This window comes from Flavobacterium zhoui (genome assembly GCF_042787235.1).
Classification (GTDB): Bacteria; Bacteroidota; Bacteroidia; order Flavobacteriales; family Flavobacteriaceae; genus Flavobacterium; species Flavobacterium zhoui.
The window spans coordinates 123,354-149,209 of record NZ_JBHZPY010000007.1 but is presented as its reverse complement, the minus strand read 5'-3'; the positions used below and the strand labels follow the sequence as shown (position 1 = coordinate 149,209).

Annotated in this window: 20 protein-coding genes and 1 tRNA gene; 9 read left to right on the top strand and 12 right to left on the bottom strand. The window is 34.8% G+C overall.

All coding sequences use genetic code 11. The features are described 5' to 3' along the window. Positions 1-97: 97 nt before the first annotated feature. Positions 98-1,123, bottom strand: coding sequence for a LacI family DNA-binding transcriptional regulator (locus ACFX5F_RS09965; protein WP_379851906.1), 1,026 nt, complete (start codon positions 1,121-1,123; stop codon positions 98-100). A gap of 236 nt (positions 1,124-1,359) precedes the next feature. On the opposite strand from ACFX5F_RS09965, the gene ACFX5F_RS09960 reads away from it, so the two are divergent. The 5 genes from ACFX5F_RS09960 (at position 1,360) to ACFX5F_RS09940 (ending at position 10,636) form a co-directional block, all read left to right on the top strand. After that, positions 1,360-4,302: a SusC/RagA family TonB-linked outer membrane protein gene (locus tag ACFX5F_RS09960; protein WP_379851905.1), complete on the top strand. Its 2,943-nt coding sequence runs from the start codon at positions 1,360-1,362 to the stop codon at positions 4,300-4,302. A gap of 10 nt (positions 4,303-4,312) precedes the next feature. Continuing rightward, a complete protein-coding gene (locus ACFX5F_RS09955; RefSeq protein ID WP_379851904.1) occupies positions 4,313-5,926 on the top strand; it encodes a RagB/SusD family nutrient uptake outer membrane protein in 1,614 nt (537 codons plus the stop codon). Between the two features lie 23 nt (positions 5,927-5,949). Then, positions 5,950-6,948, top strand: coding sequence for a SusE domain-containing protein (locus ACFX5F_RS09950; protein WP_379851903.1), 999 nt, complete (start codon positions 5,950-5,952; stop codon positions 6,946-6,948). 16 nt (positions 6,949-6,964) lie between these two features. Continuing rightward, positions 6,965-7,714 carry a SusE domain-containing protein gene (locus ACFX5F_RS09945; protein ID WP_379851902.1) on the top strand — a complete coding sequence of 250 codons (750 nt, stop codon included), beginning with the start codon at positions 6,965-6,967 and terminating at the stop codon, positions 7,712-7,714. A gap of 75 nt (positions 7,715-7,789) precedes the next feature. After that, complete coding sequence (locus ACFX5F_RS09940) at positions 7,790-10,636, top strand: alpha-amylase family glycosyl hydrolase (protein ID WP_379851901.1); 2,847 nt, start codon at positions 7,790-7,792, stop codon at positions 10,634-10,636. 115 nt (positions 10,637-10,751) lie between these two features. On the opposite strand, the gene acs is transcribed toward ACFX5F_RS09940, so the two are convergent. The 11 genes from acs to ACFX5F_RS09885 form a co-directional block, all read right to left on the bottom strand. Continuing rightward, on the bottom strand, positions 10,752-12,659 hold the full coding sequence (acs, locus tag ACFX5F_RS09935; RefSeq protein ID WP_379851900.1) for an acetate--CoA ligase: 1,908 nt from the start codon (positions 12,657-12,659) through the stop codon (positions 10,752-10,754). 15 nt (positions 12,660-12,674) lie between these two features. Then, positions 12,675-14,576: an AMP-binding protein gene (locus ACFX5F_RS09930; RefSeq protein WP_379851899.1), complete on the bottom strand. Its 1,902-nt coding sequence runs from the start codon at positions 14,574-14,576 to the stop codon at positions 12,675-12,677. A 59-nt stretch (positions 14,577-14,635) separates the two neighbouring features. Further along, positions 14,636-14,995, bottom strand: a complete 360-nt coding sequence (locus ACFX5F_RS09925; RefSeq protein ID WP_073205424.1) for a response regulator transcription factor — start codon at positions 14,993-14,995, stop codon at positions 14,636-14,638. A gap of 3 nt (positions 14,996-14,998) precedes the next feature. Continuing rightward, positions 14,999-17,704: an ATP-binding protein gene (locus ACFX5F_RS09920; RefSeq protein ID WP_379851898.1), complete on the bottom strand. Its 2,706-nt coding sequence runs from the start codon at positions 17,702-17,704 to the stop codon at positions 14,999-15,001. Continuing rightward, positions 17,697-17,891 (bottom strand): hypothetical protein, encoded by a 195-nt coding sequence (locus tag ACFX5F_RS09915; RefSeq protein WP_073205431.1) that lies wholly within the window; start codon positions 17,889-17,891, stop codon positions 17,697-17,699. The genes ACFX5F_RS09920 and ACFX5F_RS09915 overlap by 8 nt, the downstream gene beginning before the upstream one ends. 126 nt (positions 17,892-18,017) lie before the next feature. Next, positions 18,018-18,242: a DUF6814 family protein gene (locus ACFX5F_RS09910; RefSeq protein WP_035668533.1), complete on the bottom strand. Its 225-nt coding sequence runs from the start codon at positions 18,240-18,242 to the stop codon at positions 18,018-18,020. 10 nt (positions 18,243-18,252) lie between these two features. Further along, a complete protein-coding gene (locus ACFX5F_RS09905; RefSeq protein WP_379851897.1) occupies positions 18,253-19,788 on the bottom strand; it encodes an MFS transporter in 1,536 nt (511 codons plus the stop codon). Between the two features lie 33 nt (positions 19,789-19,821). Next, positions 19,822-21,072, bottom strand: a complete 1,251-nt coding sequence (locus ACFX5F_RS09900) for a DcaP family trimeric outer membrane transporter (RefSeq protein WP_379851896.1) — start codon at positions 21,070-21,072, stop codon at positions 19,822-19,824. A 106-nt stretch (positions 21,073-21,178) separates the two neighbouring features. Further along, complete coding sequence (locus ACFX5F_RS09895) at positions 21,179-21,598, bottom strand: IS1/IS1595 family N-terminal zinc-binding domain-containing protein (protein ID WP_379851895.1); 420 nt, start codon at positions 21,596-21,598, stop codon at positions 21,179-21,181. 327 nt (positions 21,599-21,925) lie between these two features. After that, entirely contained in the window at positions 21,926-22,465 is a 540-nt protein-coding gene (locus ACFX5F_RS09890; protein ID WP_379851894.1) for a hypothetical protein, read from the bottom strand. Between the two features lie 428 nt (positions 22,466-22,893). After that, positions 22,894-22,966: transfer RNA gene (locus ACFX5F_RS09885), tRNA-Phe, on the bottom strand. A gap of 99 nt (positions 22,967-23,065) precedes the next feature. Here ACFX5F_RS09885 and ACFX5F_RS09880 point away from each other — a divergent pair. The 4 genes from ACFX5F_RS09880 to ACFX5F_RS09865 are packed head-to-tail and all read left to right on the top strand — an operon-like array spanning position 23,066 to position 25,855. Further along, complete coding sequence (locus ACFX5F_RS09880) at positions 23,066-23,800, top strand: type III pantothenate kinase (protein WP_379851893.1); 735 nt, start codon at positions 23,066-23,068, stop codon at positions 23,798-23,800. Then, positions 23,793-25,043, top strand: a complete 1,251-nt coding sequence (gene bamG, locus ACFX5F_RS09875; protein WP_379851892.1) for a BamG family beta-barrel-assembly machinery protein — start codon at positions 23,793-23,795, stop codon at positions 25,041-25,043. Before ACFX5F_RS09880 ends, bamG begins: the two co-directional genes overlap by 8 nt. Positions 25,044-25,089: 46 nt before the next feature. Then, complete coding sequence (gene lptC / locus ACFX5F_RS09870) at positions 25,090-25,644, top strand: LPS export ABC transporter periplasmic protein LptC (RefSeq protein WP_379851891.1); 555 nt, start codon at positions 25,090-25,092, stop codon at positions 25,642-25,644. A gap of 16 nt (positions 25,645-25,660) precedes the next feature. Further along, positions 25,661-25,855 (top strand): hypothetical protein, encoded by a 195-nt coding sequence (locus tag ACFX5F_RS09865; RefSeq protein WP_379851890.1) that lies wholly within the window; start codon positions 25,661-25,663, stop codon positions 25,853-25,855. Position 25,856 lies beyond the last annotated feature (1 nt).

Here is a 25,856-nt window from a genome sequence, read left to right as displayed (position 1 = left end):
ATTTTTTAGTCCTGAGACTTCGGAATTAGACAAAGACTACTGTTTATATAATGCTGCATTTTATCTAAAAATCAAATCATCTAATACGTCCAAAAATCTAATTCGTAGATTCTCTTTCTATTAAATGAGTTTCAATTACCTCTGTTTTATAATTCTCTTCCTCTTCGTCCTCATGTTCTGATTCTAATCGGTCAATCAGCATTTTTGCGGCTTTGTTTCCCATTTTTATTCCGCTTTGACTCACGGTTGTAATAGTAGGAGTAGAGTATTTTGAAATAATTCCATCCGTAAATGCGATAACTGCTAGGTCTTTAGGTACATTAAGCCCTATTTTGTTCGCTGTTTTAATGCAGATTACGGCAAAAAGCTCATTAACGGCAAAAACGGCATCAATCGCTTTGTCTTCCAATAGCTTTCCAATGATTATTTCGCAAGTATCAACGTCTTCGATTTTAATAATTAGATTTTCATCAAAAGGAATGTTATTGTCTAATAATGCTTTTATGTAGCCATCTGTGCGGAGCTTGCCTACGCTAACATAATCAACGGTGGTAACTAGGGCAATTTTCTTTCTTCCTTTGTCAATCAGGCTTTGAACTGCTTCATAAGCCGAAAGTTTATCGTCAATAATAACCTTGTCGCACAGAATTTCATTGGTAACGCGGTCAAACATAACAACTGGCATTCCTTGATCAATTACTTCAGTGATATGATGAAAATCGCCTTTGAACTGAGTTTCTTTAGAAAGGGACATAATGAATCCGTCGATGCTTCCATTAGCAAGCATTTCCATATTAAGGACTTCTTTGTCAAAAGAATCATCTGATAAACAGATTATTACGCTGTATCCGTTTTCGTTTGCAACCTGTTCTATTCCATTAATGACGGTGGAGAAAAAATGATGAACAATTTCAGGTATGATAATCCCTATGGTTTTTGTTTTTCGATTCTTTAAACTCAGGGCTATATTGTTGGGTTTGTAGTTGTAAAATTTGGCGAAAGCTTGCACTTTTAATCTGGTATCTTCTCCAATTTCTAAACTATTTCTTAAAGATTTTGAAACTGTGGAAATTGAAACGTCAAGTTCTTTGGCAATTTGTTTAAGCGTTACCTTCCTTTTCATAATTGTAAAATTGATAAAAATTATTTTCGTAATAAAGATATGGTTTGTTTTTATTAATGGCAATTTATCCCTTAAATAATTAGATTATAAAGAAAGTTTTCAACACTATCACGTTTTCGTAAACCAAATAAAAAGTGGGTTTGTCGGGCGTGACAAAATTTACATAAATTTAACATTCGAAGTAAAATTAAAAGTTAAAACCACAACCAAATTTCAAATTAATTTAAACAAAAAGTATGAAAACAATTTATAAAAAGTTGTTATTTTTATTACTATTACTGCCTCTTAGTGTTCTGGCTCAGAATACTGTAACTGGAACTGTTCTTGATAAAGCATCAGGACAGCCAATTCCGGGAGTAAATGTAAATGTTCAAGGCGCCGCAAACGGTGTTTCAACAGATTTTGACGGAAAGTTTCAATTGTCAAATGTAAAGAAAGGCGATAAGGTCGTATTTTCTTTCATTGGATATAAAGCTTCTGTTGTTAATTATGATTCTCAAAAATCAGTGATGGTCTCTTTAGAAGAAGATGAAAATCAATTAAAAGAGGTAGTTGTTCAAGTAGGTTATGGTACCGTTAAGAAAAAAGATGCAACGGGTGCAGTGACAGTATTGACAGCTAAAGATTTTAATAAAGGGGCAAATGTAACAGCCGAAAACTTGCTTAACGGAAGAGTTGCAGGTGTTACTGTAAATACAAGCGGTGCGCCAGGTTCAGGTTCTCAAATTAGAATTCGTGGAGGTTCTTCTTTATTTGCAAGCAATGATCCATTAATTGTAATCGATGGTTTGCCTATTGAAAACAATTCAGACAAAAATTACGGTTCTACATCAATTTTAGCTTCGTTAAACCCTAGTACTATTGAGTCGATGACTGTTTTAAAAGATGCTTCGGCAACTGCTATTTATGGTTCTCGTGCATCTAATGGGGTAATTATTATTACTACCAAAAAAGGTGGAAAAAAACTTTCTGTAGATTATAATTTTCAATATGGAAGTGGTAAAATAGACAAAACAGTTGATGTATTTGATGCAGCGGCTTTTAGAACTATAATCGCAGAAAAAAGACCTGGAGATGTTTCAAAATTAGGTACAGCAAATACCGATTGGCAAAATGCAATCTACAGAAAAACAGATTTTGTTGATAATAACATATCTATTAGAGGCAATCTGTTTAATAGTATCCCATCTCGTCTTACAGTGGGGAATACGTATCAAGAAGGTTTGCGATTGACAAATACATTTAATAGAAATACTGTTGGGTTGGCTTTAAATCCATCTTATTTTGATGATCATTTAAAGTTAAAATTGAATGCAAATTACTCAAATGAGAACAATAGATTTGCAGAAAGCGTTGAAGGTAGTGCGCTACGTTTTGATCCAACGCAACCTATTTATGATCCAACTTCTATATATGGTGGTTTCTTTGAATACTATGACCATGGTAATGGAAGATTAACGTCTCAAACGCCAAGGAATCCGGTGGCTCAATTAATGCAAACATTTGATACTGGAAAAAACAATCGCTTTTTTGGAAACTTTGAATTAGATTATAAATTTCATTTCTTTCCAGCTTTACGTACAGTTATAAATGTAGGTTTTGATCAAGCAGATGGCGAAAGAAGCAAATTAGCTTCAAACAAAGTAGCTACTTCGGGTTCAAATAACGACATTCCTTATGGGACTGATGAATTTTCTACAAGTATGAGAAAAAATAAATTATTGGATGCTTATTTAATTTATAATAAAACATTCGATAAGTTGGTTTTTGATGCAACTGCTGGTTATTCTTACCAAAAATGGGATTCAAACAACTATCAATCAGGAAATATTAAAGATCCAAATTTACCAACCGGTTTAACAGGTTTTCCAAAGACAAATGTAGATTATGATAGAGTAAATATTGGCTTTTTTGGAAGAACCAATTTAAATTTCAATGATAAATATTTAATGACTTTATCTTATAGAAGAGATGGTTCTTCTCGATTCGACAAAGACAATAGATGGGCAAATTTCCCCGCTGCAGCATTTGCCTGGAAAATAAAAGAAGACCTTTTTAATGACAGTAAAACAATTTCCGATTTCAAATTAAGATTGGGTTGGGGTATTACCGGACAGCAAGAAATTGGAAATAACAATGATTATTTGCAACAATATAATTTAGGAAGCGGAAGTTCTCAATATTACTTTGGTACTGTTGCCTTGCCAATTGCGGTTTCTGCAAGACAAAGTTCAAATTTAAAATGGGAAGAAACTACAACCTATAACGCAGGTTTGGATTTCGGACTTTATGACAACAGAGTTTCGGGTAGTGTGGAAGTGTTTTACAAAGATTCAAAAGATTTGTTAGCGGATGTTGCAACAGCAGATGGTAGTAACTTCTCAAACAGATCTTGGCAAAATATTGGAAGTTTTACGACCAAAGGAGTTGAATTCGCTTTAAGTTCCGATGTTGTAAAAAATGAAGATTTTAATTGGAACCTAAACTTTAATGTAACTGCTTTCGAAAGAAAAATTACAAAATTAAGTTCTGATTTCATTAGAACTGGAGATAATCTGGCAGGAACAGGAACGCAAGGTCAAGTGCATAGAGTTGGTTACGCACCAAGTTCTTTCTTATTGTACAAACAGCTATATGATACAGCCGGAAAACCGATTGAAGGCGCTTATGCAGATTTGAACGGCGATGGAATTATCAACTCTAATGATAAATATATTTATAAAAATCCTGATCCTAAAGCAACTTTCGGATTGGCATCAACTATGAATTATAAAAACCTAGATTTTTCTTTCAATTTGAGAGCAAGTGTTGGGAATAGAGTTTTTAATGCGGTTAACGCAAGTAGAGCTCAATATGATCAATTAACGACTGGCGGAACGGTTGGGAATATCCCAACATCAGTTTTAGACACTAATTTTAATACAACATCGAATGTAGTTTTATCTGATATTTTTGTTGAAAATGCATCTTTTTTAAGAATGGATAACATCACATTAGGTTATACTTTTCCAAAATGGTTAGAAGGTAAGGCTTCACTGCGTTTGTTTGCAGGTATGCAAAATGTTTTTGTTATTTCAGATTATTCTGGTTTAGATCCGGAAATTGCTAATAATGGTGTTGATAATACCATTTACCCAAGACAACGCTCAATTTTAGGTGGAGTAAATGTTAAATTTTAATAATTAGATTATGAAAAAAATAAATTTTATATATATACTATTTGCGTTCGTCGCATTACAATCGTGCACAAGTGATTTAGATGTAGTAGCTGAAGACACCAAAATCAATTCACCAGAACAATTGTTTTCGACACCGTTAGGGTATAAACAAGCATTGGCTGGAGTTTATGGTAATCTTAGCCTAACAGGCACAGGAGATGCAGGTTCCTCTTTTTTGCAGGGAATTGATGCAGGAACAAGCCAGTTTGGAAGATGTATGTGGTACTTGCAAGACTTAACTACTGACGAAGTGGTTTGGACGTATGAGAATGATGAAGGTACCGCTGAATTACAAAGAAATACTTGGACATCTGCTAATCCTATTTTATTGGGGATGTTTAGTAGAACTATGGCCGAAGTGGCTCTTGCTAATGATTTTTTAAGACAATCTACGCCAGAACTATTAAGTTCAAGAGGTATTACCGGTGCTGCTGATGTTGCCGAAATCAATTTTTATAGAAACGAAGCAAGAGTTTTAAGAGCTTTTGCATACTATAATATGATGGATTTGTTTGGTAAAGCACCTTTTGTTACAGAAACGGATCCTTTGAATTTCAAGGGACCTCAATATGACAGAAAACAGTTGTTTGCTTTTATAGAGACAGAACTGAATGCCGTAATTCCTAATTTAAAAGCTGCTAGAGCTAATGAATATGGTAGATTAGATAAAGCGATGGCTCAAATGATTTTGGCCAAGATGTATTTGAATGCTGAAGTATATATTGGAGCGCCAAAATATGCAGAATGTATGACTAAATGTTCCGATGTTATTGGTGGTGGATATACTTTAAATGCAAAATATTTAAACAACTTTAAAGCCGATAATCATACCTCTTCTGAAATGATTTTTACATTACAGTCTGATGGGGTTAAAACTCAAAATTACGGTGCAACAACTGTAATGATAAACGGACAGGTAGGTTCTCTTGAAGGAAACGGAGCAGAATTTGGTGTTGGTGGTTGGGGTGGAGCCTTGAGACTTAGAAAACAGTTTGTTGAAAAGTTTGATGGTGCAAAATTTGTGACTGATACAAGAAAAACATATACAACATCGGGTGCAAGAACGCTGGAAATCGCAAGTTTAACAAATGCAGCTCAAGGGTATATTTTACACAAATATTCAAACAAAACTGCCGCTGGAGTTGCTGGTGTAAATTCAACATTTGTAGATACGGATTTTCCTTTGTTCAGATTAGCAGATGCTTATTTAATGTATGCAGAAGCGCAAATGAGAAAAGACGGTGCTACAAATCCTAGTACAACTACAAATGCAACCACACAATCATTAAAATATATTAATGATTTAAGAGAAAGAGCTAATAATGGCTCTACTTCTGCAAATGTATCTAAAGGCGATGTAAATCTTGATTTCATTATAGACGAAAGAGCTAGAGAACTTCATTGGGAAGGTCATAGAAGACAAGACTTAATCCGATTTAATAAATACGGAGGAGGAAACTATAACTGGGCTTGGAAAGGAAATATTGCAAATGGTACTTCAATTAGTACTGACAAGAATGTGTTTCCATTACCAACAGCTGCTATTTCGGCTAATTCAAATTTAACACAAAATACAGGATATTAATAAATAATTTTATTTAGATAAACATGAAAAATTCAATTAAATGTTTAATAGCTTTTATAAGTCTGATATCCTTGTCGTGTGCAAATGATGTTGAAGATGTGCAAGCTGTTACGGCTGATTCAAGTTTTAAATTACTTACGCCGACTTCAGATTTTAATCTTGTTCTTGACGGAGCTAAATTAAATGATTTGGCAACTACTTTTGTATGGAATGATCCTGCAAATGCTACAGGTACTACTATCACTTATACAGTGCAAGCGGCTAAAGCAGGTACTAATTTTGCGACTCCGGTAGTAATAGGTTCAACAACCAATCATTATTTAGATGCTACCGTTGGTAAATTAGATGCAACAGCAAAAAGTTTAGGATTACCTGCACTTGTTGAAGGTCAAATGGAAGTTCGTGTCAAAAGTAGTGGTACTACAGAAACTTCAAATTTTTACACATTAAAAGTAACTCCTTACCTGCCAAATTGGGGTATTATTGGAGGTGCTACTCCACTTGGTTGGGACAAAAGCACAGATATGACTTTTAATCCTACAAATGGCACTTATTCAATTTCATTAGCTTTAACAACTGGTGAATTTAAATTTAGATTAGATAATGCCTGGACAACCAATTATGGAGATACGGGAAATAATCTTTCATTAGAAGCAGGCGGGGATAATATTCCTGTTACCGCTGGTAATTATACTATTGTTGCTAATTTTACAACCAAAACTTACACAATCACACCTATAACAAACGCTTGGGGTATAATTGGAGATGCTACAACAACAGGTTGGGGTTCTGACACGCTTTTGGATTACAATTCCACAACCAATAAGTATTCTATTACAATGAAAATGAAATTGGGATCATTCAAATTTAGATTAAATCACGATTGGGGTACTAATTATGGTGATGATGGAAACAACTTGTCATTAGATAACGGAGGTTCCAACATTGTTATTACAGATGCTGGTACTTATTTTATTACTGTTGATTTTACAGGATTGACTTATACAATTAAAAAATTATAATTTAAAAGATATAAACATGAAAAATATAATTAGATTTCTAATTGCTTTTATCAGTATTTTTGCAATATCTTGTACGGATGACGTTATAGACAGAGAAGCTGTAAGTACAAATACTGCTCCAACTCTAAAAACACCGTCTACAGGTTTTGATTTAGTACTTGATAAAAACAAACCAAATGATCTTGCTACTACTGTAGTTTGGGATTATGCGGTATACAATGGGACTTCCACTATTGTTACCTATAGTATTGAGTTTGCAGCTGCAGGAACAAAATTTGCAAAGCCTACCGTTGTAGCTACCAGCACAAATAAATTTAAAAATTTTACTGTAAATGAGTTAAATTCTGCTGCATTAAGTGCTGGTTTTGCTCCGTTTCTAAAAAGCTCAGTAGATGTACGTGTATTATCTACGGTGGGTACAACAGGAAGTTTGTCGCAACCATCAAACTCTTACACCATAAAATTAACACCATATCCGGCATGGCCTAACTGGGGAATTATTGGTAGTGCTACTCCTACAGGATGGGACTCTGACACTAATTTAGATTACGATTTGGCAACCAAAAAGTATTCAATCACTATGCCCTTAACTGCAGGAGGTGAGTTCAAATTTAGATTGGATGATGGTTGGGCAGATAATTTTGGTGATGACGGAAATAATTTGACGTTAGATGCTAGTGGAGCTAATATTCCAGTTGCTGTGACAGGAACTTATAAAATTGTTGTCGATTTTGCAGCAAAAACATACACCATTACAAAAGTATAATTAGTTTATAATTACCGTAAAAGGGCTATTTTTTAATAGCCCTTTTTTTTAATTTAAATTTAATAAATAAATGAGATGAAAAAAATTACTTTATTATTTTTACTAATATCATCTATTAGTTTTGCGCAATTCACAACTACGCCTTCACCGGCAATTGCTAGTGGGGTAGTTACGCTGAATTTTAATAAAACGGGAACGGCATTAGCTGCCTATACAGGCACAATATATGCGCATATTGGTTTGACCGTTAATGGAACAAGATGGCAAAATGTCAAAGGAACATGGGCGAACAATTCAACTCAGCCTGCGTTAACATTTATTTCAGGAACTAGTTATAAATTAGATCTAACACCTGATTTATATACTTATTTTGGAGTTCCACTTTCTAGTTCTATCACTGAAATTTGTGTTGTATTGAGAAATGACGCTGGAAACATGCAGACTGCTGATACTTTTTTTAATGTTGGAGCTTTTCAAGTAAATCTAACAGCTCCAACTGAAAATAGTTCAACAATAATTGCATCTGGAGCCAGTTTTAATATTGCCGCGACAAATACAGGCGGAAACGCCAGCTATAACTTAAAAGCAAATGGTGTAAGTATAAATACAAATGCAAGTACAGCTAGTTATACTTTTAATGATACTAATATCACTAGTAATAGAAATTATGCATTGGAAGTAACGCAGGGAAGTACAAGTGTCACTAAAAGATTTAGTGTAATCGTAAATCCGGGAACAGTTAGTGCAGCATTACCGACAGGTTTATTGGACGGAATCAATTATACTGCAAATGCGACAAAAGCTACTTTAGTATTAGATGCTCCGTTAAAGGATTTTGTGTATGTAGCCGGTAGTTTTAATAACTGGCAACCGGACGCAAACTATGCCATGAAAAAAGATGCTGTTTCAGGAAAATTTTGGTTGGAACTAACCGGATTGACATCGGGAATAAATTATACGTATCAATACTGGGTGGTTGACGCAACACCTATTACTGGAACTCCATCTTTAGTAAAAACAGCCGATCCGTATTCTACTTTAGTATTGTCAGCAGATGATGATCCTTATATTCCTGCAGTATCTTATCCTAATCTTCCTTTATATCCTGCAGGTCAACAACGAGAAGTGACCGTGTTACAAACGGGCCAAACACCGTATCCATGGACAACTGCAACGACTAGTTTTGTAAAACCGGAGAAGGAAAAGTTAGTGGTTTACGAACTTTTGATACGAGATTTCGATGCAGGCAGAAGTTATCAAAATGTAATTGACCGAATTGATTATTTCAAAAATTTGAAAATTAATGCCATTGAGCTACTGCCAGTAATGGAATTTGAAGGAAATGAAAGTTGGGGTTACAATACTTCTTTCCATATGGCTTTAGATAAGTTTTATGGTACTTCAAGTAAATTTAAAGAATTGATAGATGTTTGCCATCAAAATGGTATTGCAGTAATTCTGGACGTAGCGTTAAACCATGCTTTTGACAGAAATCCAATGGTCAGAATGTGGATGAATGATCCTGATGGCGATGGTTGGGGTTCACCTTCAACGGAGAATCCTTATTTTAATACTGTGGCAAAACACACTTATAGTGTGGGGAATGATTTCAATCATACTTCGGCCTTGACGAAAAATTACGTAAAAAGAGTAGTTAAACAATGGATTGACGAATACAAAATTGACGGTTTCCGTTGGGATTTGACTAAAGGTTTTACACAAAATTGTACGGCTAGTGACGAAAATTGCACTAATGGGTATCAAGCGGACAGAGTTGCCATTTTGAAAGATTATGCGGATTATTCCTGGAGTCTGGATCCAACGCACTATACTATTTTCGAACACTTAGGAACTGATGCAGAGGAAAAAGAATGGGCAAATTATAGAATTGCCGAAACTCCTAGCAAAGGAATCATGATGTGGGGTAAAATGACCGATCCATACAATCAGTTGACGATGGGATACAATTCTAGCAATGATATTTCAAGAATGAATAGTGCCAGTCATGGATTTACCGCAAACAGATTGATGGGCTATGCTGAAAGTCACGATGAAGAGCGATTGATGTACAAAAATATCCAATTTGGTGCCAATCTAAATGGATATAATGTAAAAACTCCGGCAACTGCACTTTCCAGAATGTCAGCTTTAGGAGCCGTTTCTTTATTAGTTCCTGGACCAAAAATGATTTGGCATTTCGGTGAGCTTGGGTGGGAGATTTCTATTTTTAGCTGTAATGATGGTTCAGTGAATACTTCTTTGGATGCTATTTCTGGTGATTGTAAATTGGATAAAAAACCACAACCACAATGGTCGAATAATTGGTTAAGTGATAACGGAAGAAATAAAATTTATAACGATTGGGCAAAAATGATCAGTATGAAAATTGCGGAACCTGTATTCTCTGGAACGGCAACGATGTCAAGTGGTACTTCATTAACACCTAATATCAAGATTACCAATAGCACTTTGGCGGCAACGCAACTTAAAGATGTGTTAGTATTAGCTAATTTTGAATTATCTACTAAAGATGTACCGACTGGTTTTCCTTATCCTGGAATTTGGTACAACTTGATGGATAATTCTGCTATTACTGTCACTGATATGAACGCTACTATTGCAATTTCGGCAGGTGATTTTAGAATTTACGGTAATAAGGTGGCAAACTTAGCGATTGCCAACTATGAAAAAACTAATACCGTTTATTTGTATCCAAATCCTTCTTCAAGTTATTTTACTTTAAATACAAATACCACTAAAGTTCAGGTTTTTTCTATTAACGGACAATTGGTAAAAAGCTTTGATACGAATCATTCTAAAGATACTCCTTTTGCTATCAGTGATTTGAGCAAAGGACTTTATATTGTAAAAGTACTGAATGATAATAATGAAACTGAAGTGATGAAATTTATAAAAGAGTAATATTTATTATTAACATCAAGGAGGCTGTCTCTAAAAAGGGCAGCCTTTTTTTGTACAAAAAAAACTGCTCCCGTGAGGAAGCAGTTTTCGACAAATTACCACAATTAAAAAAAAATTATACTTTTTCGTTTTTGATTTCTTCTACGATTTCAGGATTCAGTAATGTTGAGGTATCGCCAAAATTTGAATAATCCCCTTCCGCTATTTTACGCAAAATTCTACGCATTATTTTTCCGGAACGGGTTTTTGGCAAACCAGAAACAAACTGTATTTTATCCAGTTTTGCAATTGGTCCAATGTGATCGGATATGTGTTGGTTTATCTCTTTGCTAAGATTTTCTCTATCACGATATTCTCCCGTTTCCTTTAAAATCACAAAACCATACAAGGCATTTCCTTTGATGTCATGAGGGAAACCTACAATGGCGGATTCAGCAACTGCCGGGTGTTCGTTGATGGCATCTTCTATTGGTGCAGTTCCAAGATTATGTCCTGAAACAATAACGACGTCATCCACACGACCTGTAATTCGATAATATCCAACTTCATCACGCAAAGCGCCGTCTCCAGTAAAATATTTGCCTGGAAAAGCAGAGAAATAAGTGTCTTTATAGCGTTGGTGGTCTCCCCAAATAGTTCTGGCAATTCCCGGCCAAGGGAATTTAATACATAAACTACCCGTTACCTGATTCCCTTCTATTTCGTTGCGTTTTTCATCCATTAAAACAGGTTGAACCCCCGGTAAGGGAAGTGAAGCGTAGGTTGGTTTTGTTGGGGTAACAAAGGCAATTGGTGAAATCATAATTCCTCCGGTTTCGGTTTGCCACCACGTGTCAACTACCGGGCATTTTTTGTCTCCTACGTGGTTGTTGTACCAGTGCCAAGCTTCCTCGTTGATAGGTTCACCTACAGAGCCAATCACTTTCAAAGAGGTTAATTGGTAGCGTTGTACGTATTCGATGCTTTCTTTAGCCAAAGCCCTAATGGCTGTTGGGGCGGTATAAAACTGAGTTACTTTGTGCTTTTCGATTGTTTGCCAAAAACGACTGAAGTCAGGATAGGAGGGAACTCCTTCAAAAATTACCGTAGTGGCTCCGTTCAGTAATGGGCCATAAAGAATGTAGGAATGTCCGGTGATCCAGCCAATATCAGCGGTACACCAGAAAATATCATTTTCTTCATAGCTAAAAACATTCTTGAAAGTATAAGCAGTATAAACCATATAACCAGCCGTAGTATGCACCATGCCTTTTGGTTTTCCGGTTGAGCCCGAAGTGTAAAGGATAAATAAAGGATCTTCGGCGTCCATAATTTCGGCTACATTATTGTCTGATGCTCTGTCTAAAAGAGGTTGCAACCATTGGTCACGACCTTCTTTCATATTTACAATTGTATTCGTTCTTTTAACCACTAATACGTTTGAAACTCCTGTACAATTGGTCAATGCATCGTCAATAATTCCTTTTAAATCAATGGTTTTGTTACCACGATATCCTCCATCTGAGGTGATTACCATTTTGCAATCGCTGTCATTTATTCTGGTGGCTACTGCTGAAGCCGAAAATCCCGCAAAAACAACGGAATGGATAGCTCCAATTCTGGCACAAGCCAAAGTGGAAATGGCCAACTCAGGAATCATTGGTAAGTAAATACAAACACGATCTCCTTTTTTCACACCTTGTTCCCGCAATACATTTGCCATTTTACAGACCCGCTCGTGTAATTCATTATACGAAATGTGCAACGCTTCTTCATTGGGGTCATTCGGTTCAAAAATGATCGCGGTTTTGTCTCCTTTTTTAGCAAGATGTCTGTCAATGCAGTTTTTAGTGATGTTTACTTTAGCATCAACAAACCATTTTATTTCGGCTTCAGCCATATTAAAATCGACCACTTTTTCCCATTGTTGGTACCAAGTAAAATTTTCAGCAGCAATTTTGTCCCAGAACTTTTTTGGTTCACGAACTGACTTTTTGTATTCTTTGAAGTATTCTTCTAATGTGTTAATTTTATAACGACTCATAATTATGATATTTTCTTATTTAGTATTATAAACTCCAATTTCATATTTTTTCAAAACAGCAATTATTTCATCTACAATGGATTCATCATCAATCGTTGAAGGGATTTGATAATTTTCTCCATCAGCAATGCTTCGCATTAGTTTTCTCAGGGTTTTCCCGGAACGTGTTTTTGGTAATCGTTCTACAATTACAACATTCCGAAGAGATGCTACAGCACCAATTTGTTGGCGAACTAATTTTATAATTTCCTGCTCCAGTTGGAAATGTTCAATTTCAGCATCTAATTTAGTTACAACCAAAGCCAAAGGAGTTTGTCCTTTCAAAGCATCATTTATTCCAATTACGGCACACTCCGCAACTGAAAGATGAGAAGCAACAATTTCCTCCATTTCGGCTGTCGAAAGGCGATGTCCGGCAACATTAATCACATCATCGACTCTTCCTGTAATGAAAATATAATCGTCTTCGTCTTTAAATCCTCCATCACCGGAGAAATAATAACCGGGAAATTTATTTAAATAACCCGCTTTAAATCGGGGATTATCATTCCATAAATCCATTAAAGTTCCGGGAGGTAATGGTAATTTTAGTACTACATAACCCTCTTCATTTGGACCTAATTCAGTGCCTTTTTCGTCAAATATTTTAATGTCAAAGCCACAAACCGCTTTTCCTACTGAACCGGGTTTTATGGGTAAATATTCGACACCCATCATATTGGCAATCATTGGCCAGCCAGATTCTGTTTGCCACCAATGGTCGATTGCCGGGACAGGAATATGTTCTAAATACCATTCTAATGTTGCGACATCACAGCGCTCACCTGCCAGAAATTGTGTTTTCAGAGAAGTTAAATCATATTTTTTAATGAAATCTCCGTTAGGATCTTCTTTTTTAATGGCACGAATCGCAGTAGGTGCGGTGAACATGGTATTGACTTTATGTTCCTCAATAATTCTCCAAAAAGTACTCGCATCAGGCGTTTTAATTGGTTTTCCTTCAAAAATGATGGTGGTGTTTCTATTGATTAATGGACCGTAAACAATGAAACTATGTCCAACAACCCATCCCACATCTGAAGCGGCCCAAAAAACCTCATTTTCTTTTACGCCATAGATATATTGCATCGAAAATTTAAGTGCAACAGCATAACCACCGGTATCTCTCACAATTCCTTTTGGTTTTCCTGTTGTTCCCGAGGTGTGAAGTACATATAAAGGATGTATTGCATTCACTGGAACGCAAGCTGTTTCTTCTGAGCCATATACCAATGCATCATAATCAACATCATATTTTTTAAACGGAACTCTTGCTCCTAATTTTCTGTTGAAAACAATGACTTTTTTTGGTCTGTGTGAAGCTAACTCAATCGCTTCATCCACTAATGGTTTGTACGCAATTAGTCGGTCAATTTCAATTCCTGAAGAGGCAGTTATGATGGCTTTGGGTTTGCAATCATCGATTCGAATAGCCAATTCATGTGGTGCAAAACCGCCAAAAACGACCGAATGTGTCACCCCAATTCTAGCACAAGCAAGCATTGCAAACGCAGCTTGCGGAATCATTGGCATATAAATGATTGCTGTGTTGCCTTTTTTTAAACCTAGGGAGAGCATACCTCCGGCGAGTTTTGCCACTTCCGTTTTTACTTCAAAAAAAGTATATTTTTTTACTGTTTGTGTTACTGGTGAATCATAAATGAGAGCTACCTGGTCCCCATAACCATCCTGAATATGCTTGTCTAATGCCAAATAACAGATGTTTAATTCTCCATCTTTGTACCAAACCGGATATCCATTTTCATCTTTTGATATAATAGTTTCCGGTTTATTATACCATTCTATCGCCATCGCCTGTTCTTTCCAGAAAGCTTCAGGTTGATTAATGCTGTTAGTATAAAAATCTTTATAATTCATTTTGTTGCTGGTTGTTTATAGTTTAAAAAATCTCTGCATCCCTGCAAAAACCAAATAGTTTAAATCAATCCCTGTACCTGTTCGACCAATTTTTTGACTGAAAAAGGCTTGAGCACATATAAATTTGCACCTAATGAAAGTCCTTTTTCAATATCTTTTTCTTTGTTTTTTGCCGTTAGGAAAATGACCTTGCAATGTTTTAGTCTTTCGTCTTTTTTAATTTGTTCCAATGTCGCGTAACCATCAACCATTGGCATCATCACATCCAGAATGATTACGTCCGGAAGTTGGTTCTTCAGAATTTCTAAGGCTTCTTGTCCGTCGCGTGCAATAAAAACTTCAAAATTGTTCTTTTTGAATGTGTATTCAAGTGACATAACAATATTTGGTTCGTCATCTACAATTAAAATTTTTTTCATTTTTTAATAATTTTCAGTAGTATTATAATTGGGTAGAGTAAAAATAAATGTTGCTCCATTTGTCTCGGTGCTATCCGCCCAAATTTTTCCTTTATGGTGTTCTATTATCTGTTTGCAAATGGCCAATCCTAAACCGCTTCCGATTGGTTTTTTTACATTTTGATTTCGAGATTGATAAAATTTATCAAAAATGGTTTCAAAATCTTCTTCCTTAATTCCTTTACCGTTATTATGGATGCGGACTTCAACAACTTCTTTTTTCTCTGCTATTTTGATGCTGATTTTTCCATCGGTTTCGGAACTGAACTTAATAGCGTTTGATAACAAATTGTAAATGACCTGAATGATTCGTTCTTCATCATAAAAGGCTTTTGTTTCTTTAGAGGCTTCATTGAACTCAATGCTTATCTTTTTATTTTTAATCAATTGCTTCAATGAAAGCAAAGTTTTTTCAACGGTTTTGGAAATGTTGTTTTTCGAAAGATAAATTTTTTGTTTCCCTGTTTCGAATTTTTCTAAATCCAGGATTTTGTCTATCAAACGATTCAAACGATCCGATTCGGAAATGATATTCTGCAAGAATTGTTTTCTCAATTCCTCTGGAATATCGTCATCATCATGAAGAATTTCACTTGCTGCGCGTATTGCGGTTATTGGCGTTCGCAACTCATGCGTAACCGTATCGAGAAATTCGTCTTTTTGAATGTCTTTGTTGACCAATTCCTGATTGGCATTTTTCAGTTGAATGGATATTTTTTTTAATTCATTGGAAGTATCCGTTAGTTTCTTATTGATAATAATGTTCTCTTTAGATTCTTCGAGAATTCGCAACACTTCAGTCAGGCTGATTTTATCTTCTTTGACTACACTCGATATTAGTATTTTGGCGGAAGCCGTGCCAATATGTCCTGTCAATAAATTCTCCGCAAACTTTATAAACCGTGCATCGGCCGTGGTGATGTTTTTATCAATATTGTATTTTAAATTGAAAATCGTCATGGCCCTTTTTGTTCTTTCTTCTCCAAGAAATCGCTGTAAAACTTTTTGAATATCAGAAATATACGCAGTTCCTTTCCATACAAATGCATCTTCGTGATTGGTGATGTATTTGTCGATATCCACAAACATTTCGGCATAATTGCGTTCCCTGTAATTCCCTTTGAAACTTACTGAAATTGCAGCATAGCAGATAACATTAAAAAATAAACTCCAAAAAACAGCATGGGGAATAGGTTCTAAGTAATCCAATCCAAAAAGTTGAAACGGTTTTAACAATGTAATTCCCCATGGACCTTCCTGAATAAATAAGCTGGAAGATTTTGTTATTCCAATGGCGTAGGGAATTAATAAGGTATAAAAGCAAATCAAAAAGCCCATTATAATTCCTGTTATAGCTCCTTTTTTTGAACCTCTTCTCCAGAATAATGCTCCAAAAAAAGAAGGTGCTAGTTGTCCAATAACAACAAATGAAACCAAGCCAATGGAAACCAACGAGTAATCTAAAATGAAAATTCGGTAGATGGCATACGCCAAAATAATTAACGAAAAAATGCCTATTTTTCGGCTAATCAGAATGCGTTTACTGTTTTTTTCTTGAGAAGAATTTTTGAGTGAACCAATGAAACCGTAAGGAATCAACAGATTATTACTTAACATGGTTGCTAATGCAATCGATGAAACAATAATCATGGAGATGGCAGCGGAGAATCCACCAAGAAATACTAAAACGGTCAAGAAATTATTGTTGAAAAATTGAGGAATCAATAATGAAAAGGTGTCTGAATTGAGTCCTTTTCCCTGAAAAAGAATATTTCCTCCCCAAGCAATTGGAAAAACAAAAATATTGAACAGCAATAAATACAACGGAAAAAGCCACATGGCTGTTCGAATATGGGTTTCTTTATTGTTTTCAACAATTGCAGTATGGAATTGTCTTGGCAACAGAAAAATTGCAAACATGGACAATATGCAAAGAAAAAACCAATTTATTCCGCTTGTTAAGTCACCTATCGAATTCTTCTTTTCAAAATTTTCAAGAACTGCAGCTTTGGTGTAAATATCTCCAAAACCATCGTAAACAAAATAGGTTACATAAATTCCGATGATTAAAAAGAAAACTAGTTTTAAGATTGATTCTATTGCGACTGCCGTAACGATTCCGCGTCTTTTTTCGGAAGCATCAACGTATTTTGTTCCGTAATAAGAAGCAAATAAAGCCAAAGCGAGGCAAACATAAGTAGTAGTGTCCGTAAAAATATTATCGCTTGATTGCGTTTTTGTAACAATATGAAAAGTATCCGAAATCGATTTTAACTGTAAAGAAATGTAGGGAACAATACCAAAAACACAAATCATAGTTACTAATGCGCCAAGAAATCTACTGTTTCCGTATCGTAAAGAAATAAAATCGGCAATACTGGAGATTTTATTTACTCTCGATATTCGGATAATTCTCTTGAGGATAACCATCCAAGTGGGGATAATTATTATTGGACCTAAGTAAATAGGTAAGTAACTTAAACCAGATTCTGCTGCAACACCAATGCTTCCATAATAGGTCCATGCGGTGCAATAAACCGCTAAGGAAAAAGAATAGATGTAAGGATTATTCGTCCATTTAGAATGGCTTCTTTTTTCAGCCCAATAGGCGATGTAAAAAAGAATGGACACATAAAGTGCTAAAATCAATAAAAGTCCTATGCTACTCATAATATCTTTTTATGATTAGGTAGGTGATGGCAATTGAAAATAACCATGCCGAAAAAATATAGATGTACACGATTGGAAAACCAAAAAGCGGCTTGGAACTGTCAAATAAAAGCAAAAGAGGTATGTTCAACGCTAATAGCATTAGCATGGAAAGTATAACTAACTTTTGTTCGTGTCTTTTTTTCATTCGAAATAATATTTACTTTTCTGCGGAAAATGATACCGTCATCTTTACTGGCGATTTCATTATAATGAAAATAAGCAATCTCTACCGATTAATGTAGAGACTGCATATTAGAAATTTATTTAATAATTATTTTTTTTCATCGTAATCGCCCATTAAGGAAAAATAACCAAAGGTACCCAGCCCTAAAACTATTAATGGCGTTAATATAAATAAGATGATAATTCCAAATACTAAATCCTCTTGTTTACCGGACATGAATTTTGGCAATCCAAAGGTAAAGATGCAAAAATAAGCTGCCGCAATTGCTAAGGCGATCCAAACTAATCCTAAAACTCTTTTTATCTGATTCATAGCTGTGTTTTTATATGTGAGCGTTTTTATCTTTATTTTTAATGTAAATCATTCCAACTACAAAGCTGACTGCAGCAATAACAATTGGATACCAAAGTCCTTCGAGATAAAATTCTGGATTTCCTGCTTCTTTTGCATTTATAACAAAATAGGTGGAGATCGCAGGAAGCAATCCTCCAAAAATTCCGTTTCCTACGTGATAGGGCAACGACATAGAAGTATATCTAATTTTCACTGGGAACATTTCTACCAAGAATGCTGCAATAGGGCCGTAGACCATAGTAACAAATAGCACTTGTATAAATATCAAAAAGATTAAAGTCCACTTGTCATTCCAATTAATATTGATCGTTGTTTTGGTTTCAATTTTCGGTTTCCCATCAACGATCTTCGCTGTTCCCTTCTCTAAAGATACCGTTTTTACTTCAAGAAATTTAGTCCCGTCAGTATACTCTTTGCTAGTGGTATAAATAGAATCCATAGTCTGTTTCTTGTTCTCTTTTAGTTCAGAAACCACTTTTGTATTCGTAACAATTTCAGTTTTATTTTTTACAGATGTTGTTTCATACATTTGTTTGTAAATGGGTCTGTATAATAAAATGGCCAATAACATTCCTCCCATCATAATATATTTTCTACCCACTTTGTCACTTAACCAACCAAATACAATGAAAAAGGGCGTTCCTAATATTAATGCAATTCCCAATAAAGTATCCACTTGAGAAGAGTCAATAGACATAACTGTTTTTAAGAAACTCATGGCGTAAAATTGACCGGTGTACCAGACAACCCCTTGTCCCATGGTAGCTCCAAATAAAGCCAATAAAACAAATTTTAAATTGTAACGATTTCCGAAACTTTCTTTTAACGGATTAGTACTTGTTTTTCCTTCTGATTTCGCTTTGGCAAAAACCGGAGATTCATCCATGTTTTTTCTAATTAAATAGGAAACTCCAACCATAATGATAGAAACCCAGAATGGAACTCTCCATCCCCATTCGTCAAATTGTTCAGGAGTAAGAACATTTCTTGTGGCTAAAATAACCATTAAGGAAATAAACAAACCAACCGTTGCCGTAGTTTGAATCCAGGAAGTCCAATATCCTCTTTGCCCGACTGGTGCATGTTCTGCCACATAAGTTGCGGCTCCACCATATTCGCCACCAAGTGCTAGACCTTGAAGCATTCGCAATATTAATACTAATAAAGGGGCCATAAAGCCAATGGTTTCATAACTGGGAATACAACCGATCAGGAAGGTAGCGCCACCCATTAGTAGCAAGGTAACCATAAAGGTATACTTTCGTCCAATTAAATCTCCTAATCTCCCGAAGAAAAGTGCACCAAAGGGACGAACTACAAAACCAACTGCAAAAGTGGCTAGGGTTGCCAGGAAGGCTGCGGTTGGATTATCTGCCGGGAAAAATTTAGTTGAAATTACAACGGCTAAACTTCCAAAAATGTAGAAGTCATACCATTCAATCATTGTTCCCATGGAGGATGCGGAAATAACTTTCCAGATTCCTTTTGTTGATTTTTCTTTCATAAAATTGATATTATAGTGGTTTGGTTAATTATTTTAAAAGGCATAGACACAGGAAACCATAGCTCTTAGGTTAGCAACGTCTTTTTTGTTAGTGGATACTTTTGCGTATAAATCAGTATCACCCCAAGTTGCTGTGGTGTATTCTAATTCTGGTGTAACTCTGAATTTGTTGCTTTTGAAATCAATTCTTCCCGAAGCTCTCCAAACATTGTCTACTATTCTTGGTCCCGTAATACCTCTGCCATATACTTGGACAGTACTTCCAGCCGCAGTATTGGCTCCGTTATTTTTGGTAGTTCCAAAGAAAAAACCAGGAGCAATCGCTTTTGCGTTGCTTGCGATGTCAATCCAAAAAGAAGTTGTTTTTGTTGGGTTGTAAGACTCAATTCCAGAAGTTGTAGATCCTGTAAAACCACCTAGCATCACCAGATTGTTTAAGTTGCCACCTGAAATTCCATAAGCTTTGATAATAATTTTGTCATTTGAATATTTAGCATAGCCAAATACGGAAGAGCTATTTACGTTTTCGGTAGTTACAATATTAGTTGCGCTAACTGTCAAAGGTTGCATTGACTTGTACTCTATTCCTGCGCCTAAAAACCAGTTTTTTCCTTTGTATTGAATTTGGCCATTCAAAGAAGGTAAAGCTGAATTGATTGAGGCTGAATTTTGAGTTCCTGTGGTGCCAAGAGCAAAAAATTCTCTTTCTTTATATGCGGTAGCGATTACAGTAACTTTTTTTGTTAAAGCTTGTTTTAATTTCACTTGGGTAGCCCATCCGAAAGGATTAAACATAATCCCAGTATTAAAGTTTGCAACACCAGGAAAAACTTCGGGGATGAAAGTTGGGTACCAAGTTTGTCCCATGGTTAAGGATGTTTTAGACCAATCCATATTTACGTAGGCATGTCGTAATCTCAAAGTTCCAATAGTTCCATCTGTATTTCCGAAAAAGTCACCTTCAATATTTCCACTCATTTTTGCGCCCCAAACATCAGGGCCCTTGACTTTAATTCCAAATCGAGACGTTATCGATAAAAAGTTGGATTGTGAAACTGCATTTGCATCTTTGCCGTTGGCGTCTAATGCAACATCCAAAGGATATAAATTTAAATTGTCCTCGCGAACAGTTGCGGATTTTCTAGAATCGAAGATGTAATCCGTTCTTACAAATCCATATAGGTTTACACTCCAATCTTTTTCAGCTGGCGCGGCAGGGACGGACTGTGAGTATCCTTTAAGGGAAGAAATTCCAAGCAAAAGGAAAAGGCAATATTTTTTCATAGTAAATAAGATTTGGTTAGGGGAAATGGTTAGTTTCAATACTGCCAAATTCTAATTTTTTGTTTATAAAAAAAATTAAGTTATATATAAGTGTAAAGTGACATAGTTAGTCTTTGAAACGCTCCCATTTTATAAGCATAAATTTATCACCAAGTTCCGTTATTATCATGCCGGCTCCTGAAAGCAATCCTTTGTTTTTTATATATTCTACCAGCTCTAAATGGTTAAAAATCTTATAGGTAGGATGGTAATTAGCATGAGAGGGTTTTTTGATATTAAATGCCTTCACCCAATTACTTACCGTGACATGTGAAACGCCTATAATGCGCTCTATTTCGCGATAACTTAGTCCTTCCAAGTAGAGTTGCAATGCTTTGGTAACGTAATAATCGTCTATCTTTTTCCCAATTTTGTTTACAGTAAAAAAATACTTACAATTTTTACATAAATACCTTTGTTTGTTGTTGACTACGCCACTTTTTACTATGTGATTATTTTGACATTTCGGACAGGTTAAAAGTTCCATGTATATAAATTTTGCATAAATATACTAATTTAGCAATTATTATTTTTAGAAATTCATAATAAAAAATAAAAATATTTATGAAACCCGCATTTATATTGGTAAAATGAGTGGATATTACTAAAATTGCAGTGTCTTTTGAAATGGATTTTTCGGCCTGTAAAAACGGAAACTTACAATTAGGAACTTTGTTACATTTATAAAGTCTTAAACTAATGCTTTGTGATTGAATTTTTTTTAGTATTCCGAGAATAAAAAAGGGTCTAGCTTTTAAAGACTAAACCCTTTATATGGCACTAATATTAAATTTTTTTAATACACTTTCAAGTTTTAATTAACTCCTTTTAGGATTTCCCCGTTTGCGTGAACTACTAATTTACGTACTTCATTATTTTTTTTGATTTTTAGATGGTATTGTTTCTTTATTATATCGCCACCTTCCTGCGTAAATAAAAATTTGTCATTAATAATTTGCCAATCTGGGAACTCTTTGTAAACAGAATAAATCACTTTGCTGGGCAGTCTTACGTTTTGATAGTTTTCTACAACTCGAGTTAATTTTCCATTGCCATTATAGGTTGCTGCCAGAGAGCCATTTTTAGTTTCCATGGTCACTAAATAGCTGTCAAATCCTTCGTAATCTTTCCCTAGACTATAGCTGATAAATTGTTCTTCAAGTCCTCTAACGGTTGCGTCAGGGTTTTTGTCGGTTAAATAAACAGAGAAATCTTTTCCGGCACTTCGAATTACCACTTCGGGTAATTGTTCTAATGTAAGACTTCCTTCATCTGAATCACTACTTTTTTTATCTTGGGAATAGGAGGTGGTGACAAAACCTAAAAAAAACAAAATTATAATAAATGATTTCATAACTTTTTTTATTAATTTAATATTAAATCACTAATCTTTAATATTAAAATAAATTACAAGGCCTCAGATTTACCTTCCATTATGTTTCGGTAATTTATTTTATGTTTAATAAAATGTTGTACGCAATAGTTCTGATTTACATTTAATCAAATTTGTTTGGTTTAGTAAAATTATGATTTATAACTAGGTAATTCAGTTAATGTAATCCATTTTTTCTGTTAAAAATGAGTTGGAATTAATACTTTTTTTTAATAGGATTAGGGCGTCAGGGACTAAGCATAGAGTTATGGTTTCAAAATAAGATTACGTATTTAGGGATTTAAGTAAGCAAAGAATTGAAACTTCTTGTAATTGATGATGCTTACGATTTGATAAATTACAGGAAAGGATTAAAAACAGAAAACCCGAATATTTCTATTCGGGTTTTGTGGTACCTCCAGGGATCGAACCAGGGACACATGGATTTTCAGTCCATTGCTCTACCATCTGAGCTAAGGTACCGTGCTTATTGCGGGTGCAAATATAGAATCATTTTTAGGATATCCAAAACATTTTTTTAAAAAAATCAATTCGTACCTTCGCAACATCAAAATATAAATTATGATTTTAACGGTTGATATAGGGAATACCAGAATTAAAGGTGCTGTTTTTGAGGGTAATACTCAAATTGATACTTTTTTTTTTACTAAAATAGACTTTCAAAAAAAAATTGAAAATATTTTAAAAACACACCAAAAAATAACTGATTTGGTAGTTGCATCTGTTGGCAATGTTAAAAAAGAGCCTTTTTTGACGTTTAAAAAGGAACTAAATGTTCATTTTATATCACACGAGGATCCTTTTCCTTTTTCTAATGATTATGAGACTCCTTTGACATTGGGAATTGACCGAATGGTTCTCGCTGCCGGAGCGACATTTCAGTTTCCTGATCAAAACAGGTTGGTTATTGATGCAGGGACCTGTGTTACTTTTGATTTTATTGATGATACTAATAGATATCATGGTGGAGCAATTGCTCCGGGATTACGATTGCGGTATGAGTCATTGCATAATTTCACGGCAAAATTGCCCTTGTTAACCTTGGAAAGTCCTAAAGATTTAATTGGAAATTCAACTTCCGAATCAATTCATTCAGGAGTAGTTAATGGTTTGGTCTATGAGATTGATGGGTTCATAGATGAATATCGAGCCCGGTATTCAAATTTTATAATAATTTTAACGGGAGGAGATACAGATTTTTTGGCTAAACGATTAAAAAATACCATATTTGCCAATTCAAATTTTCTTTTGGAGAGTTTGAACCAAACATTTCAATATAAAATCAAAAATGATTAAAAAAATTATAATAAGCGCATGCTTACTTTTGTCACTTGTATCCATCGCTCAAGAGGGAACTTCATCTCCTTATTCTTTTTACGGAATTGGTGACATAAGATTTAAAGGAACGCTTGAAAATCGCTCTATGGCAGGAGTTGCGGTGGAACAAGATAGTATTCACATTAATTTAGAAAATCCAGCCAGTTTTTCGAGCTTAAAACGTACTACTTTTAGCATGGGAGGTACTTATGGGACTAAGACTTTAAAAACAAATACGGAGTCAGCTAATGCTCGCAGAACCACTTTAGACTATCTAGCTGTTGGTTTGCCTTTAGGAAAGTTTGGTTTAGGTTTTGGATTAATTCCATATTCTTCGGTAGGGTATAGAATTCAAAAATTATCTTCAGAAGTAGGCGAAACCAACAAACGGTTAAGTGGGACTGGTGGTCTGAATAAAGTGTTTTTAGGAATTGGGTACAAAATAACACCGAATTTCAGTATTGGTGCTGATGCAAATTATAATTTTGGTAAAATTGAAACTAATAGTTTAGAAATTATTACAAATGTCCCTTTAGGTACTCGTGAATTGAATAGCGCAGAGTTGTCAGGAGTGAATTTTAATATTGGAACAATGTACCAAGCTAAATTAAGTAAAAAATTATCTTTATACAGTAGTTTAAATTATACGATAGAAGGTAGTTTGACTTCTAAAAACACAAGAAATATATCCACGGTCGTTTATAACTCGACTTTTGATTTGTCTGTTGTGGATAGCTATGGGGAGCAAAAAACACAATCTGATGTGAGGTATCCAAGCAAAATATCATTTGGTATGGGAATTGGTGAATCAAAAAAATGGCTTATAGGAGGAAAAATAGCATACCAGAAAACCTATGGTCAAGAGAACACCTATAATAAAGCTAGTAATGTGGGGTATGGAAGATTCGGAAGTGTAAGTCTTGGAGGATATTACATTCCAAACTATAATTCGTTTTCAAGTTACACGAAAAGAATTGTTTATAGAGCTGGACTTAAATATGAGAAAACAGGCTTGATGATTAATTCAGAGTCTATAAATGACATGGGATTAACGCTTGGATTTGGATTGCCAATAACAGGAAGTTTTTCTAATGTGAATTTAGGTTTTGAATTGGGTAAAAAAGGAACAACAAATGCAAATTTGATTCAGGAAAATTATGCTAATTTTAGTGTTGGTTTTTCCTTAAACGACAAATGGTTTGAGAAAAGAAAATTCAACTAGAGCCAAATAAGTAAATTTAATCACATTGCTTTGTCAAGTACAGCATATGACTTTACTAAAAAAACATATAATCTTTCCAGTAGTCACAGTTTTTGCTGTGACTCTGTTTTTTGGTTGCGAAAGTAATTTTAAAGAAGTACAAAAAATTAATTTTTCAGATTTTGTTCCTGGTGGCGATGCCGATAATGTAAATCTAAAATACACTGATTCAGGTTTGATTAAATCAATTTTGGTAAGTCCTAAAATGTTAGATTTTTCTAATGTTGAGTTTCCTTTTACTGAATTTCCTAAAGGAATTGATGTAACTTTATATGATAATAAAGCAAAGAGAACATTTATAACTGCCAATTATGCGGTTTCCTACAAGTTGACAAATATTATTGATTTGCAGGGAAAAGTAAAAATCAAATCAGAGAACGGACAAATGCTGGAGACGGAACAGTTGTATTACGATCAAAAAAACGAATGGTTTTTTACGGAGAAAAAATTCAAATTAACAGACCTTAAAGGTTCTTCGAACGGACAAGGCATCGATTTCAGTAAAGATTTCAAAGTGATCAATTCACAGAGAATCTCCGGTGAGTTTGAATCTGCCCAATAATTTATAAATTCTACTTATGACTTACTTAAAATACGTGCCTTATTTCTATTTGGTTTTTGCAGTTTTCTTTCTCTATGACGGCGTTACAAAGTTTTATGATCCTGCTGCAACACCTTGGCTAAGTTTTGGGATAGCGGCCGTAGCGGTATTTATGTTTTTCTTCCGAATGAAATTTGGAAAAAAATTTGAAGACAGAAGCAAAAAATCCTAAA